At 34.9% G+C, this 19,592-nt stretch carries 17 protein-coding genes; 13 read left to right on the top strand and 4 right to left on the bottom strand.

The window, feature by feature from the left end:
• Positions 1-54 precede the first annotated feature (54 nt).
• From E0F98_RS05175 to E0F98_RS05140, 8 genes are all read left to right on the top strand, one after another.
• The gene (locus tag E0F98_RS05175) at positions 55-1,251 is read left to right on the top strand and encodes a glutamate-5-semialdehyde dehydrogenase (RefSeq protein WP_132109550.1); all 1,197 of its coding nucleotides are present in this window, start codon (positions 55-57) and stop codon (positions 1,249-1,251) included.
• A gap of 225 nt (positions 1,252-1,476) precedes the next feature.
• A complete protein-coding gene (proB, locus tag E0F98_RS05170; protein WP_132109549.1) occupies positions 1,477-2,238 on the top strand; it encodes a glutamate 5-kinase in 762 nt (253 codons plus the stop codon).
• A 2-nt stretch (positions 2,239-2,240) separates the two neighbouring features.
• On the top strand, positions 2,241-3,188 hold the full coding sequence (locus tag E0F98_RS05165; protein ID WP_132109548.1) for an N-acetylornithine carbamoyltransferase: 948 nt from the start codon (positions 2,241-2,243) through the stop codon (positions 3,186-3,188).
• On the top strand, positions 3,178-3,963 hold the full coding sequence (gene argB / locus E0F98_RS05160; protein ID WP_132109547.1) for an acetylglutamate kinase: 786 nt from the start codon (positions 3,178-3,180) through the stop codon (positions 3,961-3,963). Before E0F98_RS05165 ends, argB begins: the two co-directional genes overlap by 11 nt.
• Positions 3,964-4,081: 118 nt before the next feature.
• A complete protein-coding gene (locus E0F98_RS05155) occupies positions 4,082-5,152 on the top strand; it encodes a M20 family metallo-hydrolase (protein ID WP_132109546.1) in 1,071 nt (356 codons plus the stop codon).
• Positions 5,153-5,315: 163 nt separating this feature from the next.
• Entirely contained in the window at positions 5,316-6,596 is a 1,281-nt protein-coding gene (argH, locus tag E0F98_RS05150; RefSeq protein ID WP_132109545.1) for an argininosuccinate lyase, read from the top strand.
• Positions 6,597-6,747: 151 nt separating this feature from the next.
• Positions 6,748-7,746 carry a DUF2157 domain-containing protein gene (locus E0F98_RS05145; protein ID WP_132109544.1) on the top strand — a complete coding sequence of 333 codons (999 nt, stop codon included), beginning with the start codon at positions 6,748-6,750 and terminating at the stop codon, positions 7,744-7,746.
• Entirely contained in the window at positions 7,730-8,890 is a 1,161-nt protein-coding gene (locus tag E0F98_RS05140) for a hypothetical protein (RefSeq protein ID WP_132109543.1), read from the top strand. The genes E0F98_RS05145 and E0F98_RS05140 overlap by 17 nt, the downstream gene beginning before the upstream one ends.
• Before the next feature lie 76 nt (positions 8,891-8,966).
• Here the strand turns inward: E0F98_RS05140 and ytxJ are convergent, their stop codons facing one another.
• Positions 8,967-9,359, bottom strand: a complete 393-nt coding sequence (gene ytxJ, locus E0F98_RS05135) for a bacillithiol system redox-active protein YtxJ (protein WP_132109542.1) — start codon at positions 9,357-9,359, stop codon at positions 8,967-8,969.
• A 143-nt stretch (positions 9,360-9,502) separates the two neighbouring features.
• Here ytxJ and clpB point away from each other — a divergent pair, with 143 nt between their 5' ends.
• On the top strand, positions 9,503-12,109 hold the full coding sequence (gene clpB / locus E0F98_RS05130; protein WP_132109541.1) for an ATP-dependent chaperone ClpB: 2,607 nt from the start codon (positions 9,503-9,505) through the stop codon (positions 12,107-12,109).
• A 374-nt stretch (positions 12,110-12,483) separates the two neighbouring features.
• Here clpB and E0F98_RS05125 read toward each other — a convergent pair whose 3' ends face one another.
• A complete protein-coding gene (locus E0F98_RS05125) occupies positions 12,484-12,765 on the bottom strand; it encodes a hypothetical protein (RefSeq protein ID WP_132109540.1) in 282 nt (93 codons plus the stop codon).
• A 566-nt stretch (positions 12,766-13,331) separates the two neighbouring features.
• On the opposite strand from E0F98_RS05125, the gene E0F98_RS05120 reads away from it, so the two are divergent.
• Both E0F98_RS05120 and E0F98_RS05115 read left to right on the top strand, forming a co-directional pair.
• Entirely contained in the window at positions 13,332-14,129 is a 798-nt protein-coding gene (locus E0F98_RS05120; RefSeq protein ID WP_132109539.1) for a DUF1853 family protein, read from the top strand.
• 139 nt (positions 14,130-14,268) lie between these two features.
• Entirely contained in the window at positions 14,269-14,721 is a 453-nt protein-coding gene (locus tag E0F98_RS05115) for a Gmad2 immunoglobulin-like domain-containing protein (RefSeq protein WP_132109538.1), read from the top strand.
• A 210-nt stretch (positions 14,722-14,931) separates the two neighbouring features.
• Here E0F98_RS05115 and E0F98_RS05110 read toward each other — a convergent pair whose 3' ends face one another.
• On the bottom strand, positions 14,932-15,651 hold the full coding sequence (locus tag E0F98_RS05110) for a hypothetical protein (protein ID WP_132109537.1): 720 nt from the start codon (positions 15,649-15,651) through the stop codon (positions 14,932-14,934).
• A gap of 219 nt (positions 15,652-15,870) precedes the next feature.
• On the opposite strand from E0F98_RS05110, the gene E0F98_RS05105 reads away from it, so the two are divergent.
• The gene (locus E0F98_RS05105) at positions 15,871-16,758 is read left to right on the top strand and encodes a carbon-nitrogen hydrolase (protein ID WP_132109536.1); all 888 of its coding nucleotides are present in this window, start codon (positions 15,871-15,873) and stop codon (positions 16,756-16,758) included.
• 73 nt (positions 16,759-16,831) lie between these two features.
• Here E0F98_RS05105 and E0F98_RS05100 read toward each other — a convergent pair whose 3' ends face one another.
• Positions 16,832-18,355 carry a choice-of-anchor I family protein gene (locus tag E0F98_RS05100; RefSeq protein WP_132109535.1) on the bottom strand — a complete coding sequence of 508 codons (1,524 nt, stop codon included), beginning with the start codon at positions 18,353-18,355 and terminating at the stop codon, positions 16,832-16,834.
• Positions 18,356-18,550: 195 nt separating this feature from the next.
• On the opposite strand from E0F98_RS05100, the gene E0F98_RS05095 reads away from it, so the two are divergent.
• Positions 18,551-19,591, top strand: a complete 1,041-nt coding sequence (locus E0F98_RS05095; protein ID WP_132109534.1) for an agmatine deiminase family protein — start codon at positions 18,551-18,553, stop codon at positions 19,589-19,591.
• Position 19,592 lies beyond the last annotated feature (1 nt).

Raw genomic sequence — 19,592 nt, 5'->3', positions numbered from 1 at the left:
AAATCAATATTTGATAAAGTTTTAAACTTTGACAAATCTCCTAATTTTAGAACAATGAACAAAATACTTCCAATCGTAAAAAGAAATGCCGTTTTAAGTCGAATGGCTGTGCTTCTCGAAAAAGAAAGAACAGCTATAAAAACCACAAACCAGCAAGATCTTGCCAACTATTCCGGTGATGATTTGGCTATGGAAAAACGCTTGCTCGTTGATGATGCTAAAATTGACGGAATGATTCTATCGTTACAACAATTGACAACTCAAGAAGATCCTGTGGGGCAAGTTCGATTTAATTTTACTCATGACAACGGCATGAAAGCCAGCAATAAAACGGCTGCTTTTGGAACTATTTTAATCATTTATGAGTCAAGGCCAGACGTTACTGTCGAAGCAGGCGGAATTGCATTTAAATCAGGAAATAAAATTTTGCTAAAAGGCGGAAAAGAGTCATTGCTTTCTAATTTAAAGATTGTAAGCCTCTGGCATCAAGCCTTAACAGACAATGATGTAGCTAATTCTTGGGTCGAATATTTAAATTATGACCGAAATGAAACCCAAGCTTTTCTAGAAAAACCAACACAAAAAGTCGATTTAATTGTTCCTCGTGGTGGTGAAAACCTGATTAACTTTGTTAAGAAACACGCTACTTGCCCAGTAATAGTAAGTGGTAGAGGGAATAATTTTGTGTATGTAAACAAAGATGCCGATTTAGATAAAGCTTTAGCCATTATCATGAACGGAAAAACTTCAAATATTTCAGTTTGTAATGCTTTGGATAAAGTGTTAATCGATAGGAATTTGCCAAATTGGGAAATTTTCACAAAGCAAATTATTACCGAGCTGCAACTATTTAATGTTACAGTTCTAGGAGACGATGTTGTCGCAAAAGCAACTGGAGTAAAAGCAATTGAGTCTGATTTGATTTGGTATGAAGAGTTCTTAGATTACAAAATCGTCATTGGAACCACTAATTCTGATCAAGAGGCAATTGAAAAAATAAACAAATATTGTGGAGGTCATTCGGCTTCGATTATTACTAAAAATGATGCTGTTGCACAGGAATTCATGGAAAACGTGGATACGGCAGCAGTATATCATAATGCATCCACACGGTTTACTGATGGAGGTCAATTAGGTCTTGGTGGTGAACTCGCCATCAGTACAGACAAATTGCATCAACGAGGACCAATAGGACTGCAACACCTGGTTACTAATAAATGGTATATTTACGGAGATGGACAAATTAGGTAGTTTGCAGTGTTTAGTATTTAATGTACAGTAATCCGTTTGAGAAAATAGTAATTGGAATTTAGGTACAAAATACTAACACACCGCTTTGCGAACTTTGCGTTTTTATAGATAAAAAAGGAAGAAAAACTTTGTGCCCTTTGCGGTTAAAAAAATAAAGTAAGGAAAATCCTCTGCGAACTTTGCGGTTAGAAGTAAATTAAAAAAAAACCTACGCGGTTAAATACAATGGCTAAAAAAAGAATATTACTAAAAATAGGTACAAATACATTAACAAGAGAAACCAATCATATTTCGAGAGGAAAGATTGAGGATATTGGGATGCAAATTGCCGCTTTAAACGAGGATTACGAGTTTATTATTGTTAGTTCTGGCGCTATCGCCGCAGCAAAACAGTTCGTAAAACTAGAGAGTAAAGGAAGAGAAATCGTTGTTAAGCAAGCGCTAGCATCTATTGGCCAACCCCATTTAATGCGGATTTTTCATGAGAACTTCAGCGACTTAGGATTACTTACTTCTCAGTGTTTATTGTCCTATTCTGACTTTGAAAAAGAACAGTCAAAAGTAAATATTGTCAATACTATTAATGTATTAATAGAGAACAATTACATTCCGATTATTAATGAAAACGATACCGTTGCAACCGATGAAATTCAATTTGGTGACAATGATAAATTAGCGGCATTAGCGGCAGTTTTATTAAAAGTAGATATATTAATCATCGCTACCAATACAAATGGAATATATACAAAATCGTCTATCCACGATTCCACACCTGAAACTATTACTTTAGTTAAAGACATTAAGTCTCTTCAAAAAGAGGTAGGTGATACGAAATCATCTCAAGGAACAGGTGGAATGCAATCTAAAATTGAAGCGGCAGCCATTGCTAAGGCAGCTAATATTGAGACTTGGGTTGTCAATGGTTTAAATGATAATTTCATTTTGAATGCTTTAAAAAACAAAATACCTTTTACTAAAATAACATAACGATGAACTATACTTCAATAAAAGATATCGACTCTCTCTCTAAATGGGTGAAATCGGCAATTAAAATTAAGAGCAAACCGCTTAAAAATAAAAAACTAGGAAAGAACAAAACCTTAGGGATGTTGTTTTTTAATCCAAGTTTAAGAACCCGCTTGAGTACTCAAAAGGCGGCTTTAAATTTGGGAATGAACGTCATGGTGATGAACTTTACCAATGAAGGTTGGACACTAGAATTTGAAGATGGAGCAATCATGAATCAAGGCGCTTCAGAACATATAAAAGAAGCTGCAGAAGTAGTGTCTCAGTATTGTGATATCATCGCTATTAGAGCTTTTGCTGGATTGGTAGACAAGGAAAAAGACAATGCCGAAACCGTAATAGCCGGATTTTTAAAATATGCCACTGTGCCCATCGTTAATATGGAAGGCGCCACAGGACATCCTTTGCAATCCCTTGCCGATGCGATTACTATGGAAGAGTTCAAAACTGAACACAGACCAAAGGTTGTTTTATCTTGGGCGCCGCACCCTAAAGCTTTACCTCAGGCTGTAGCCAATTCCTTTGTGGAAATGATGCAGTTACAAGATGCGGACTTTGTCATTACGCATCCTGAAGGCTATGAATTAAATCCTGAAATTACCAAAGATTCCAAGATTGAATACGATCAAAATAAAGCATTTGAAAATGCCGATTTCATCTACACTAAAAACTGGAGCAACTACAAAGACTACGGAAAAATCACTAATTCAGATCCAAATTGGACAGTAACAGCAGATAAAATGAAACTGACTAACAACGCCAAGTTCATGCACTGTTTACCAGTTAGACGTAATGTGATTGTTACCGATGAAGTGATTGACAGCGAGAATTCAATTGTAATCGAACAAGCTAACAATAGAACCTATGCAGCACAATTAGTTTTGCAAAAAATATTAAAAAATGGGCAATAAAAAATCCGTTACCGTAATAAAAATAGGTGGAAACATAATTGATGATCCCAAAGAGCTACAACAGTTTCTAACTGATTTCTCCAACATTGAAGGCTATAAAGTACTCGTGCATGGTGGTGGAAAGTCAGCGACAAAAATGGCTCAAAGGATTGGTTTAGTTCCACAAATGATTGACGGACGTCGTATTACTGATGCGCCTATGCTTGATGTGGTAGTAATGATTTATGCGGGGCAAATCAATAAAAATATTGTGGCGCAATTACAGGCTCATAATACTAATGCGATGGGATTTTCTGGAGCGGATGGGAATTTAATCCAGTCAGACAAAAGAAATCACCCCACAATTGATTACGGCTTTGTAGGCGATGTAAAATCAGTGAACACTCCACTATTAGAAACTTTGCTTTCTAGCGGTATTGTTCCTGTTTTTTGCGCTATAACCCATGATAAAAACGGGCAGTTATTAAATACAAATGCTGATACGATAGCCAGCGAGTTAGCTATTGCCTTATCAGAAGTCTTTAAGGTAACTTTGAATTATTGTTTCGAAAAACCAGGTGTTTTATTCGATTCAGAAGATGATTCCTCAGTAATTTTAAATATGAATGCGGAGTTATATTCGAAATTAAAAGAAGAAAAAGCCATTCATTCTGGTATGATTCCAAAACTAGACAATTGCTTCAATAGCTTGTCTAAAGGAGTTCAAAAAATACGAATTGGCCACCATAGCATGTTAGAAAACGAGGATGCTATTTGCACTACAATACAACTATAAATATCCTCTCCAAAGCCCTCTCCAAAGTAGATGGAGCAGCAACGGGTATTGTTTATCGCATATCTAATAAAAAATAAAATTTGCGCCTTTGCGCCTTAGCGGCAAAAACAAAAATAAAATGAAAAACATCGAAATCCTTACACAAGAAGCCATTTCCCTTTTAGAAGCACTAATTGAGACTCCTTCTTTTTCAAGCGAAGAAGATAAGACTGTCATACTAATTGAAAACTGGTTCAATTCAAACGATATCCCCTTCAAAAGAGAAAACAATAATGTCTGGGCTTACAATAAGCATTTTGATGACGCTAAACCTACCTTGCTTTTAAATTCCCACCACGATACTGTAAGACCCAACCAAGCCTACACAAACGATCCGTTTAATGCTTTTGTAAAAGACGGTAAATTATTTGGTTTAGGTAGTAATGATGCCGGCGGTTGTTTGGTTTCTTTGTTAGCTACTTTTGTCCATTTTTATGCTAAGGAAAATTTACCGTATAACATTGTCATTGTGGGATCTGCCGAAGAAGAAAGTAGCGGTAAAAATGGCTTAAATAGTGTCTTAAAACATTTACCGGAATTAGATTGTGCAATTGTGGGCGAGCCTACCTTAATGCAATTGGCTATAGCTGAAAAAGGTTTATTAGTCTTGGATGTAAAAGTAAAAGGAACGCCAAGTCATGCCGCACATCTAAATGACGACAATGCGATTTACAAAACGATTCCGGTCATGGAATGGTTTAAAAACTATACTTTCGACAAAATATCAGAGCAATTAGGTCCCGTAAAAATGACCGTTACCCAAATCAATGCCGGAAAACAACACAATGTCGTACCTTCAGAATGTGATTTGGTTATCGATATCCGTGTTAACGACTGCTATACGAATCATGAAATTTTACAAATTGTAAAAGACAATGTGAACGCAGAGATTACGCCGCGTTCTATGAATTTAAGTTCCTCGTCTATTCCAGAATCGCATGGATTAGTCCAAGCCGGAATCGCTCTAGGACGCACGACTTATGGCTCTCCTACCCTTTCTGACCAATCTGTTTTGAGCTGTAAATCTTTGAAATTAGGACCTGGAGATACGCTACGGTCGCACTCCGCAGACGAATTTATATATGTGAACGAAATCGAAGAAGGAATTAAATTGTATATTAAAATACTTGGTGATTTCTTAAAACAATAAAATGAACGCAATTGATTAGAGGCGGGAGATTGTTCGATATAAATAAATAAATAAATACACTTTGCGAATCTCTGAGAAACTTTGTGAAACAAATATTAAAAAATTAAACTTTGCGAGTCTCTGAGCTACCTCTGAGAAACTTTGCGAAACAAAACATACAACTATGAAACTTTGGGAAAAAGGAATACCTACTGATAAACAAATCGAACAATTCACCGTTGGTAACGATCGAGAATTGGATTTAGTTTTAGCTAAATATGATGCTTTGGGCTCCATTGCTCACGCTAAAATGTTAGGGAGCATTGGTTTATTAACTACTACTGAAACAAATTCTTTAATAGCAGCTTTAAACGAAATCATTACTGATATCGCTGAAGGAAACTTTATAATCGAAGATTCATTTGAAGATGTGCATTCCAAAATTGAATATTTATTGACGGCGAAACTAGGTGATGCTGGTAAAAAAATTCATACCGCTCGTTCTCGTAACGACCAAGTTCTAGTTGATGTGAACTTGTATTTAAAAGACGTTGTTATTGATTTAAAAGAGCAAGTAAAATCACTTTTTGATTTACTAATGGAGTCAGCAGAGAAATATCAAAATGTTTTGCTTCCTGGGTACACACACTTACAAATCGCTATGCCATCTTCATTCGGAATGTGGTTTTCAGCTTATGCTGAAACCTTGATTGATGATATTACGATGTTGAATGCTGCATTGAAAGTGGTAGATCAAAATCCCCTAGGTTCTGCTGCAGGATACGGTAGCTCCTTCCCTATTAACAGAACATTCACTACAAAAGAATTAGGTTTCGAAACTTTAAAATACAATTCGGTTGCCGCTCAAATGAGCCGCGGAAAATCAGAAAAAACTTTGGCTTTTGCAATGAGCAGTGTAGCTGCAACTTTGGCTAAGTTCTCGATGGATGTTTGTTTGTACATGAGTCAGAATTTTGATTTTATTGGTTTACCTGCGCATTTGACAACAGGTTCTAGCATTATGCCGCACAAGAAAAACCCAGATGTTTTTGAATTAATCCGCGGAAAATGCAACAAGATTCAAGCTTTACCATACGAAATCACTTTAATCACAAATAATCTTCCAAGTGGCTACCACAGAGATTTACAATTATTAAAAGAAGGCTTGTTTCCGGCTATTCAAAACCTAAAAGCCTGTCTAGATATTGCCATTTTCTCTATAAAAGATATCAAAGTAAAAGACAATATTCTAGCGGATAAAAAATACAACTACCTGTTTACTGTAGATACTTTAAATGAAATGGTTGTAGCTGGAATGCCTTTTAGAGACGCATACAAAGCTGTAGCCGAGCAATTAGAGAATGGCACTTACGAATCTCCAAAAGAAACTAAACATACGCATGAAGGGAGTATTAATAATTTGTGTTTAGCTGAGATAAAAGATAAAATGGACAAATCGTATTAAAAATACAACAACTATAATTTGCACAACTTCTTTAAAAATCCATTCTTAACTGAATGGATTTTTTTTTGAAATCATACTATGCGAAAAAAGTAGTACGGAAAATCAACACAGAATACATATATTTGAATAGTAGCCCATTTAAATTATAACTATGGATTCTTTTAAAGAACAAGCAACTCAGACTCTTTTTGAGAAAAAATTAATAACGGACACTCAATTTAAGCAGGTTAAAGCGTATCGAAATTTAGAGATTTTTTCGCTAAACACCGAGTTAAAATTGTTTCTATACCTGTCAGTTTTATTCTTTACCACGGGAATTGGAATATTGATTTATCAAAATATTGACACGATTGGTCATATCGCTATCTTATCATTTCTATTAGTGGTAGCCATTATTTGTTACTACTTCAGTTTCAAGAATAGCAATGGATTTCAAAAAGGAGAGACTAGTTTTGAGAATCCCATATTTGACAACCTCATTCTTGCTGCTGTTCTTTTGACTTGTATTTTTATAGGCTACTTACAATATCAATACAACGCTTTTGGCACTCATTATGGATTGGCTACTTTAGTTCCCACAGTGATTGGACTTTTTTGCGCCTATTATTTTGATAATAAAAGCATCCTATCCATTGCTATAACTGGCCTAGCCGCATATATTGGTTTAACAGTTAGCCCGCAATCGCTACTCAATAATAATTTCTACACAACAAATACGTTAAGCTATTCGGGGATAGCTTTAGGAGTTGTACTCGTTCTTTGGTCAATTTACAGTAAACAAATTGCATTAAAAAAGCATTTCACCTTAGTCTATTTGACTTTTGGATTACACCTTATAAGTATTTCCTGTGTTAATAATTTATTTGAACCACACTGGTTCGTATTCGCAGTTATTTTAGCTGCTGCCTTGTATTACTTTTATATCTCCAGTTACAAAGTCAAATCTGTTTCTCTTTTTGTTTTCACAATCATTTATGCCTATATTGGAGTTAATATCATTTTATTCAAAGCAATTGCTTTACTAAATATTGATGAATTTTTAATTTCTTTCTTCTTTTTCGTGCCCTTTTATTTTATAATATCTATAATCTTATTTATTCGCCTTATTAAAAAATTCAATAAAAACAGTAACGATGATAGTATACGATAAAGGTGAATTAGAGAATTTGATTCTAGTAGAAGAAGCACATTCTTTAAAAGTAGGGGGCTTCATAGATAATGAACAATATAATGCCATTTCTAGACAACTAGCAACTCCTAAAAATAGTAATAACCTATTAATCAGACTGGCTTTTTTCATATTGGGAAGTTTTTTATACTCCTCTATCTGTGGTTTCTTAACTTTACTCAGCGAGGATTTAATAACTGAAAATTTCAAAGTAATTGTATTCCTATATACCACCATTGGTTTTGCAGGAGCAGAAGTTTTAAGTCGTCTAAAATTGTATGGACATGGCTTAGATGATGCTTTTATAGTAGGATCTCAATTAACTTTGGCAATAGCCGTAGGTATTTTAACAGATGGAAACGAGATGGTAATTGCATCAATTATAACGATTACTGGATTAATTAGCTATCTACGCTATCTACATCTTTCCATGGCATTACTATTTTGTCTAGCATTGACAGCTACTGTAATCTACGCCATGTTTGAAATAGGTACTTTTGGTAAAACTATTTTGCCTTTTGTAATGATGTTATTTGCTGTTGTAATCTATTTTAGTAGTAAAACAGTTGTGTCTAAAATAACAAACCCATTTTATTACAAAGGAATTTCTTTAGCGAATAGTTTCAGCCTTATTCTCTTTTACCTGTCCGGAAATTACCTGGTAGTGCGTGAACTTTCAGTTGTACTTCTTGGAACTGAGATTGCTCCAGATAGTGATATTCCGTTTGCATTCTTCTTTTATGGTTTTACCTTTGTTGCCCCACTTTTTTACCTAGTCTATTCGATATTAAAAAAAGATAGAATAATGTTTTGGATTGGGTTCTTAACACTTAGTTTTTCTATCTATACCATCCATTTTTACTATCCTATTTTGTCTATTGAAATTATATTAACGATTGGCGGTGTACTCCTCTTTGTACTAACTTATTTAGCTATCAAAAAACTTAAAGACAAAGAAACTGGAATCACATTTAAGCCCGACCGGTTTAGCAAAACAAATACTTTCTTAGATGCCGAAATACTGATTTCGTCACAACTGGGCTTAAAACCAGAAACTTCAACGGGATCAAATATAGAATTTGATGGAGGTGAATTTAGTGGTGGCGGTTCTAGTGGAAAATTTTAAAAAGAAAAAGCCACGAATCCACTAATCATTTATTTAATTAGTGAATTCGTGGCTTTTTTTTAAACCTTTTTTAGAACTATACCTTCCCCTTCAGAGCGTCAGCATCGATGTCGCTGTGGGAAACATCATAAACTGATTTTCCGCCCTTAATCAACAATAATTGCGGCGATTGATGCATTACTCCAAATCGTGATGCAATATCATTAGAAACATCGCGATGCGCTATTAAATCTAAAAAATATGGCGTAACTTTATCTGAGAGATCAAATTCATTTTCAAACTGTTTCAAAGCCATTCTACTTATACTACAGCGCGTGCTGTGTTTGAAAATAACAACTGGTTTATCATTAGAAAGAGATACAATCTCATTTAGCTGCTCCAAATCAGTTAAAGCATTCCAGGCAATTTTAGATGTAGATTCATTTTGGTTGTCAGACGAACCACTAAAGATATTTTTAAAAAAACTCATAATTTATTAATTTTAAGACAATTTGTCCTGTTAATATGATTAAAATCACGCGGATACAGTCATTTTGTCTGCGTTTTTGTATTGGAATATAAATTGAATAATAATTATCAAAGTTACCAAAATAACTCCAAAAATATAAAATCATGAACATAAATAAATTTACGATTAAATCACAGGAGGTCATCCAGCACTCACAGCAGCTTGCTCAAGGCTTTGGCCAACAACAAATAGAAAACGAACACTTATTTAAATCCATGCTTGAAGTGGACGAAAATGTAGCTCCTTTTATTTTGAAAAAACTAAATGTAAATGTGCCACTATTTATAAAAATAGTAGACAGCACAATTCAAAGTTTCCCAAAAGTAAGTGGAGGCGAAATAATGCTTTCCAGAACGGCTAATTCAACCTTAAATGAAGCAGAAAGTATTGCAAAGAAAATGAACGATGAATTTGTTTCTATCGAACATTTAATTCTAGCAATTTTTAATTCGAAAAGTAAAGCTGCCCAAATATTAAAAGACCAAGGCGTAACCGAAAAAGGATTAAAAGCCGCGATTGACGAATTGCGAAAGGGAGAAAGAGTGACTTCCGCCTCTGCCGAAGAAACGTATAACTCTTTGAATAAATATGCTAAAAATCTAAACGAACTAGCCAAAGAAGGGAAATTAGACCCTGTAATTGGTCGTGATGAAGAGATTAGAAGAGTATTACAAATATTAACGCGTCGTACAAAAAACAATCCAATGCTTGTGGGAGAACCCGGCGTAGGTAAAACCGCCATTGCCGAAGGTTTAGCGCATCGAATTGTTGACGGTGATGTGCCAGATAACTTGAAAGATAAAATCGTATTCTCACTAGATATGGGTGCCTTGATTGCGGGAGCCAAATATAAAGGAGAATTTGAAGAACGATTGAAAGCCGTCGTTAAAGAAGTTACCGCTGCCGAAGGTGATATTGTTCTTTTCATTGATGAGATACATACACTCGTAGGCGCTGGAGGTGGCGAAGGCGCAATGGATGCGGCAAACATTCTGAAACCTGCTTTGGCTCGTGGAGAACTGCGCGCTATTGGTGCCACCACATTGGATGAATACCAAAAATATTTCGAAAAAGACAAGGCGCTCGAAAGACGTTTTCAAAAAATAATTATAGAAGAACCAGATACTGAAAGTGCAATTTCAATCCTGCGAGGTATCAAGGAAAAATATGAAACACACCACAAAGTACAGATAAAAGACGAGGCGATTATCGCTGCAGTCGAATTATCACAACGCTATATTACCAACCGTTTTCTTCCGGACAAAGCCATTGATTTAATGGACGAAGCCGCTTCAAAAATACGCATGGAAATCAATTCAAAACCTGAAGAATTGGATGTTTTAGATCGAAAAGTAATGCAACTCGAGATCGAAATTGAAGCCATAAAAAGAGAAAAAGATGAAAGCAAGCTCAAAATTTTAGGAATGGATTTAGCCAATCTTAAAGAAGAGCGAAATGAAATTTATGCCAAATGGAAATCAGAGAAGGATGTTGTCGATAATATTCAAGGAATAAAAACAGAAATCGAAGACTATAAATACGAAGCCGAAAGAGCCGAACGTGATGGCGATTATGGTAAAGTAGCGGAAATTCGCTATGGTAAAATCAAAGAAGCCCAAGAACGTCTTGATGTTTTACATAATGAACTTGTCGAAAACCAAGCTGGCGGAAGTTCACTCATAAAAGAAGAAGTGACTCGCGAAGATATTGCAGAAGTTGTAGCCAAATGGACTGGAATTCCAGTTATGAAAATGCTACAAGGAGAACGCGAAAAACTATTGCACCTAGAAGCCGAATTGCATCAGCGTGTTGTAGGTCAAGAAGAAGCGATTGAGGCCGTAAGTGATGCCGTACGTAGAAGCCGCGCCGGATTACAAGATATGAAAAAACCAGTTGGAACCTTTTTATTCCTTGGGACAACTGGTGTTGGTAAAACTGAATTGGCAAAAGCATTGGCAGAATACCTGTTTGATGATGAAAATGCCATGACCCGTATCGACATGAGTGAATACCAGGAACGCCATAGCGTGAGCCGTTTAGTGGGTGCGCCTCCAGGATATGTGGGCTATGACGAAGGCGGTCAGTTGACTGAGGCGGTGCGTAGAAAACCGTATTCTGTGATATTACTGGATGAAATTGAAAAAGCACATCCCGACACGTTTAACATCTTGTTGCAAGTATTAGACGAAGGACGATTAACCGACAATAAAGGACGTCTCGCCGATTTTAAAAATACAATTATCATAATGACTTCTAATATGGGAAGTCAGATTATTCAGGAAAAGTTTGAAAACTTAAAAGGAAGTATGGAAGCAGCCACGGAGGCCGCTAAAACCGAAGTGCTAGGTTTATTAAAACAAACCGTTCGTCCAGAATTTATCAATCGTATCGACGAAATCGTAATGTTTACGCCATTAACCACTGCTAATATAACTAAGATTGTTAGTTTACAACTTAAGAGCGTGACCAAAATGCTTGCGCTGCAAGGAATCACCATGGATGCCACGCCTGAAGCTATCGCTTACTTGGCGGAGAAAGGCTATGATCCACAATTTGGAGCCAGACCTGTAAAGCGTGTGATTCAAAGAGACGTATTGAATAGCCTCTCTAAAGAAATTTTAGCCGGAAAAATCGCTACGGACAGTATCATATTGCTCGATGCTTTCAATGGGGAATTGGTTTTTAGAAACCAAACGGAATCAGAACAATAAATCAATTTAATCTATCAACCCTTTCAGAGTTTTGAACTCTGAAAGGGTTCTTTACAACACCAGTTGAAAGGCTGGTATTTTTTTATCAATTTCAAAGTAAAGGCGAAGTCTTCTGACTTCGTTCCCGTTCCTATTCTAGAATATAATTTGAACCTCTTGTGAAAAATCTCTTATTGTGATTGCTTTCCAACACGTCGGACAGACTGTTCATCGCAACGACCTTTTAAGTGGAAATTCTTTATAATCCTTTGAAAATCTCTGGGATTTCCTTTGCCTCTCTTTCTGAAACAAATTTTACTGTATATATAAATAAGCAAATTTCTCGTTCCTAAGAATGGAAAAAACAAATAAACTTCTTTGTAGAAGATTTATTTTTATGCTATTTTTAAAATTCTATTAATTGGGATTCCAACACCCTTCTTTAGCACAACACTCTCATCTGTTAATGCCCAAACTGTGGTTTCAACCATTTTTTTTGACGAATCATCTTCAAAGAAAATTTGAATTTTAGAATGTTCTAAATTTCCTAAAGCAAGTGCTCGCTTTAATTCATTCTTCCGCTGGATGATAGCACTTTCGTCTTCTAATACTTCAGTATGTGGAAATTTTAAAGTTTCTATCTCTTCTTTTTCGATGATTTCAAAATCTATAGTCATAATCTTTTAATTTGAGTTATTAAATAGTCCCATTGCCTTACTACACTATCAACATTTAATAGCGGTAGTATTACAAATGTAATTACATTTTGCTACTTGTTAACTTTTGTTATTAGTAATTTAACAAATCTTTAAACTAAGGGCAAGTCTTTGTTTAATCACGTATTTTATATTATTGGGAACGATAAATCCACATTAAAAACGGAAATTTAATTTGGTAAAAAAAAGACAGTTAAACATATCTTTATGCGCTTTGAACCAAATACTAATTTAAGAATATATTTTGATAAGTTTGGCGTAAAATCAAGATAATTTGATTGCATTATTTGAGTTGCGATTGAAGCTCAGAATAAATTGATTTACAGAAATTCTTTGTGATTCTTTAAAAATCTCTATGCTGTATCTACGTATCTTTGAAAAACAAAAATGCTATATGCGCTTCTATTTATTATGTTTTTTAAATAATTAAAAAGCGAAAACTTATATGTCTTATCTATTTAAAATAAATCGCTACGCAGGCTCTGTGTATCTTTGCGGAAACAAAATACATTAACACCTACTATATAATGAAAACAAAGTCTAGGATAGCATCAATAGTAAAAGTGAATAGTCTAGACTTTTCTGTGACAGGCTTGCAATCTTTTGATCTCTCAGCATTAAACCTAACAACTGACCTCGAATTTCAATTACCAACTAATGTGAGATTAGGTCATTTAGTAGAGAAAATTGTTTCTGAATTGATTAAATCTTCATCCAACTACAATGTCTTGTATGAAAATACTCAGTTAATTGAAGATAATAAAACCATAGGAGAAATTGATTTTATTATTGAAGAGGAACATACAAAGCAATTAATTCACATGGAGTTAGCTTATAAGTTTTACCTGTTTGACCCTAGCATTTCTTCAGAAGCTATAAATAATTGGATTGGCCCAAATAGGAATGATTCTTTAAAAGAGAAATTAGAAAAATTAAAAACTAAACAATTTCCTTTACTATACCACAATTGTGCTAAATCAAGGTTTAAAGCTATTGCAATCAACGAGATTTCCCAAGCGTTGTGTTTATTAGTTTCCCTGTTTATTCCTTACAAATACAAAGGTAATTTTAACCCTATTTATGAAAAAGACATAAAAGGGTATTATCTAAACATGGAAACATTTAGCAAGCTGGATAATCCCGCAAAAAATTATTATATCCCTTCAAAAAAGGAATGGGGAATGGATCCTGCTGAAAACGAAATCTGGACCGACTTTAATGGTGTAGTAAAAGACATTCAAACTTGTATGAAGGAAAAACAATCTCCCTTAATTTGGCAAAAATATAACGGTTCCTATATAGAGTATTTTATTATTTGGTGGTAAGTTTGATTAAGTAGAGAAAAGCGAAATAGTAAAATATGAAGAATCGAAAATCTGTTATTACAAATAAATATAGATTAATCTTTCTGACAATATGTTCTGGTAAAATGCCGATAGGACAAAAATTAAAACTAAATAAAACATGAAAATAAAATCGACAATCTGGTTATTAAGTTTGCTATTACTAGCATGCAACAAACAAAATAAAGACGATAGTGAAAGTATTGATACCACAATTGTTAATGATACTGTTCAAATAACAAAATCCATAGCACCCGAAGAAGAAATGGTTACAGCATCTTCAAATGAACGTTTTCGCCAAGTAACGGTAGAAAAAGTTGGTGAAAATAAGTTCCGCTTGCAAGGACAAGCACAAGTTTGGGAAGCAAACATTAGTTGGGTTATTGAGGACGGTCATAATGAATTGAAAAGTGGATTTACAACAACAGACGCTGGCGCACCAGAATGGGGTAATTTTGACTTCACAATTGACATTGAGAAAAAAGACAATTATTCAACATTAATCCTTATTTTGTTTGAAGAAAGTGCAGAAGACGGCAGCCGCAAACATGAACTACCAATACCGCTTAACTAAACCCTAAACGATGTTTCTTGACTTTCCAGTTTTTAACTATCAAAGCCGGATAATTGTGAGTTGAAGTAGAATATTTGATTTGCTCGCCTAAATTACAACCCGAAAACACTAAACCTTACTTTTAAAAATAACTCAAGATTCGGATATTTCACAATAAAAAAACAGTCAATTTAGACTGGTTTTTTATTGCGAAATGAAAATATTTACTTTTTATAGCTCTGTAAAAATAGAGGAATCTAAATTAGTTTTAACGACTACGTTTTTTGGTCCCACCTCTTCATTTGGTCTATCGAAAGAAAGCAAAATATTACCCACTTTTTGATAGTTGCTCCAAGGCTTCAAAAACTTAGGCTCAGCATCATTAAAGTTTTTATAGTAAGCCCATTGCTTTATCAGGTGATCTTCTTTACCTACAAACAACCAATATTTATTTTCGGGAGTTACACCAACAGCACTGAAGGTAAGTTGCAATATATCGGCGGTTTTACCATTAGGTAACTTCTCTGTTTTAACATATTTTAGACTTACACCAGGATCTTGTAATTTCCATGGCATTACTAACCAATAAGAATCATTAATCCACCAGTTTTTCCCTTTTTCAAGTAGCTCTTTGGCTTTAGCCTGATCATTTACTAGTACTCCATTTTCATATACTTTGCCCTTTAAAGTATTTATATTTACTAAAATTACTTGTTTTGCTGATGGATTTTCGACGCGAACATCTCCGGTCCATTTATTCCAAGAGAGTTTTCTATTCACAAAATCCCATTGAATAAACTGGGTTGAATTGTAATTTTTCATTCCACCCATTGCAGTTAGCATTTCTTTGACAATCGCATTAGCTTTTTTGTCTTTTGACTGTGCTAATAATGAAGTGCAGCTAAAAAGCAATGTGAAAAGAATTAGAGTAGCTTTAAAAATATTTTTCATAAAAATGTATTTGATTGATTCTAAGCAACAAAAATAGTTCCTTTTTTTCTTATTTCGAATTTAGATCTGATTTTATAACCTTATACAATGTATTATCGTTTCCTATTGCAATCTCTTTAACGTCTTTTTAGCACCATACTTTTTATTGCTCTTTTTTTCAATTTTATGATTTTCTACTCTTTATAAAATTCACTATTTTTGCAATCTAAAAATAAGACTATGTCAAAGAAAAAATATAAAATTGCAGTTATTCAACTAAACCTGAACGATGTTGCCGAAAACAACCTAAAAAAGTGTTTGAGTTGGGTACGTGATGCTGCAGGTCAAGGTGCTGAGGTTATTTCGATTCCTGAATTATATAGCAGTCACTATTTCTGTCAGAGTGAAGATGTAGCCAATTTCGAAATTGCCGAACCGCTTTACAGTACTTCGTTTATCGCTTTTAGTGCTTTGGCAAAAGAATTAGGCGTGGTAATCATTGTTCCATTTTTCGAAAAAAGAATGGCTGGTATTTACCATAACAGCGCTTATATAATTGATACTGATGGTTCAGAAGCGGGATTATACCGTAAAATGCACATTCCAGATGACCCTCATTTTTATGAGAAATTCTATTTTACTCCTGGTGATTTAGGTTTCAAAACGATACCAACAAAAAAAGGAAAAATTGGAACTTTAATTTGTTGGGATCAATGGTATCCTGAAGCTGCTCGATTGACTGCCTTAGGTGGTTCAGAAGTTTTGTTTTACCCTACAGCAATAGGATGGCATCCGGGAGAGAAAGAGCAATTTGGCGAAAATCAATACGGTGCCTGGATGAATGTTATGAAAGGACATGCGGTAGCAAACGGTGTATATGTAGCGGCAGCTAACAGAATAGGTTTAGAAAAATACCTACCAGATACGGACGGAATCCAGTTTTGGGGCGCTTCGTTCATTGCAGGACCACAAGGTGAAATTTTGGCGCAAGCCTCACACGATAAAGAAGAAATATTAATTGCCGAAGTTGATTTAGATTTACAAGAAAATGTACGTCAAAACTGGCCGTTTTTCAGAGACAGAAGAATAGACGCTTTTGGAGATATCACTAAAAGAGCAATCGACTAATTTCATTTTATATAAATGCAGAAAAGCTACCAATTTGGTAGCTTTTTTTGTGTAGAAACAATAATTTTAATTCTTAATTCAAATCAGGTTGAAAAAATTTAACAGTTCCATCCCCTTCGCTGCTTACTATCAGCAAACTTTTTTTCGTTGGACTTTTTGAAGCAGGAATGAAAAGTAATCCCTCTGGGGCATCACCTGTTTTGATACTTTGCAAGTATTTTGGAGCCAATGGATTAGTAATATCATAAATGATTACCGTATCGGTTCTTTCTAATCCTACAAATAGGATGTTTTTATCTCCCATTTTGGCTACTACTACTGATTCTGGCTCTGAACCTTTATCGTCACTTCTGCCGTCATCATAAGTTCCAAAATCGTTCGAACGCTTGTCTAAATCGTTTTTACTATCAAAAACTAAACTTCCTGAATTTCCATTCCAAATCGTAAATGAACGGGCTCCGAAACTAATTAACTCATCTAAATCACCGTCATTATCTGTGTCGCCTTCTGTAGAAATCAAATTCAATCGCCCCATCATGGCATCTGCTTTAAAAGTAGTTGCATCAGGAAAAACAGTCGCATCAAAAGTCATTTTAGCTAATCTTTTTACATCAGCATAACTACCGTATTCTCTAGCATCTCCTTCGTTAGCCGTAACAAAATAAGGCGTTCCGTTTACAGTATAACTCGCAATTGCATCTGGCATAAACATCCCTTTTACTTTCCAAGGCTTGAATACAACAGCTCCGTCTTTATCGCTGATATCAATTCCGTTTTCTGCCAAATTAAAATCTTTATATCCCAAGCCAAAAAGAGACGAAATGGTTTTACTTGTCAAATCCACTTTGGCAACCCCATTATTTTCTTGTAAGGTAACCCAAGCCGTTTTAGAGTCGGCTGAAATAGTAATGTATTCTGGTTCAATATCGGCGGTAAAACTTTTAGCCATTTTAGAAATTCTAAATCCTTTTGCTTTTAAAGTACTCAATTGACTTTCGAAACCAGCAAAGTTTAATGTGGTCACCGCATAATTATTTGAGACATCAATTATAGAAATCGAACCATCGGGATCAATAGTATAATCTGCATTCGGTTCTCCTTCATTGGCTGTCACAATAAATTTGCCATCAGGCGAAAATACAACCATATCCGGTAAAGCACCCACGGTAATTTCTTTAATCAAGCTATAATCAGCAGTACTAAAAACGACCACCTTGCCATTGGCTTGTTTGTCAATGGTCGATTCTAAAGCTACAGCAAGTTTACCATTGTATGTAGCCACACTGTTTGAAGCTCCGTTATAAACTGACAAATTAATACTTGCAATACGTTTTGGATTGGTTGGATCCTCTAGGTCAATCACATCAATTTTATTATTATCACTATTATTCACCGTAAAAAGTTTCTTAGAAACTTCGTCGTAAGCACTTATTTCGGCTGCTCCTTCGCCTCCAATAGTTATCGAAGCAATTTCTTTAAAACTAGAAGGGTTTTCACTTACCATTCCTTCCGGTATTTCATTCTCATTAGTGTTTTCATTTGCACAAGCTGTCAATAAAAAAATTGATGCAAATAAGGCTAATCCATAGTTTTTCATAATTCTATTTTTAGTTTTTCCAAAAATATAGAGATTGCATCGAAGCGAGATTAAAATAATATTATCGAATGATTAACAAAACTACTCTGCTTAAAAAAATTAAAATGACTCCTCTTATTTGGTTTCAAGCATTCAAAAACAATTTAAAAATTGCTCCTTAATGTTTACCTTTGTCCTTTATAATCGAAAAAAATCATGACTGAAAATAACAGAAGATTCCCTGCCGAATGGGAAAACCAACAAGGCATTTTACTTTGTTTTCCTCATAACGGAAAAGACTGGCCTGGAAAATACGAAGCGATTCAATGGGCATTTGTTGAGTTTATTAAGAAAGTTGCAACATATGAAACAGTCTTTTTAGTTGTTTTTGATGAAAAACTAAAAGGTAAAGTGAGCGAAATGTTAGAAATGGCAAGAGTAAATCTCGATAATGTTTCCTTTATCATCCAAAAAACAAATAGAAGTTGGATGCGTGATTCGGGGCCAATTGTTGTAAAAAATGGAGATCTAAGAGAAGCGCTAAACTTTAATTTTAATGGTTGGGCAAAATATAAAAATTTCCAGTTAGACAAACATGTCCCTGCTAGAGTAGCTGATTTTCTAGATATGCCACTTACCCAGGTGATGTACAAAGATAAACCTGTAATTCTAGAAGGTGGAGCAATAGACAGTAATGGACGCGGTACTTTGTTGACTTCAGAAGAATGCTTAATGCATCCTGATATTCAGGTGAGAAATCCAAACTTTACCAAAGCAGATTACGAAGCAATTTTCAAGGAATACCTAGGAGTATCGAATGTAATTTGGTTAGGCGATGGTGTTGAAGGCGATGATACTCATGGACATATCGATGATTTATGCCGTTTTATCAATGCGGATACGATTGTAACCATTGTAGAATCAGATCCAAAAGATGCTAACTACGCTCCTTTGCAAGACAACTTGAAACGTTTGCAAAATGCTAAATTAGAAAATGGTAAATCACCTAAAATTGTTGAATTACCGATGCCAAATCGAGTAGATTTTGAAGATTTAAGATTGCCGGCAAGTTACGCTAACTTCCTAGTTTTGAATAAATGCCTATTAGTTCCTACTTTTAACGATCCTAATGACCGTATAGCGCTGAACATCCTTGCTGACTGTTTTCCTGATAGAGAAATCATCGGAATCAGTTCTATTGATTTAATCTGGGGGTTCGGAACCTTGCATTGCTTAAGTCAGCAGATTCCAGCATAAG

Origin of the sequence: Flavobacterium hiemivividum, from assembly GCF_004349145.1 — a bacterium.
Classification (GTDB): domain Bacteria; phylum Bacteroidota; class Bacteroidia; order Flavobacteriales; family Flavobacteriaceae; genus Flavobacterium; species Flavobacterium hiemivividum.
This window is presented reverse-complemented; position numbering and strand designations above follow the sequence as displayed.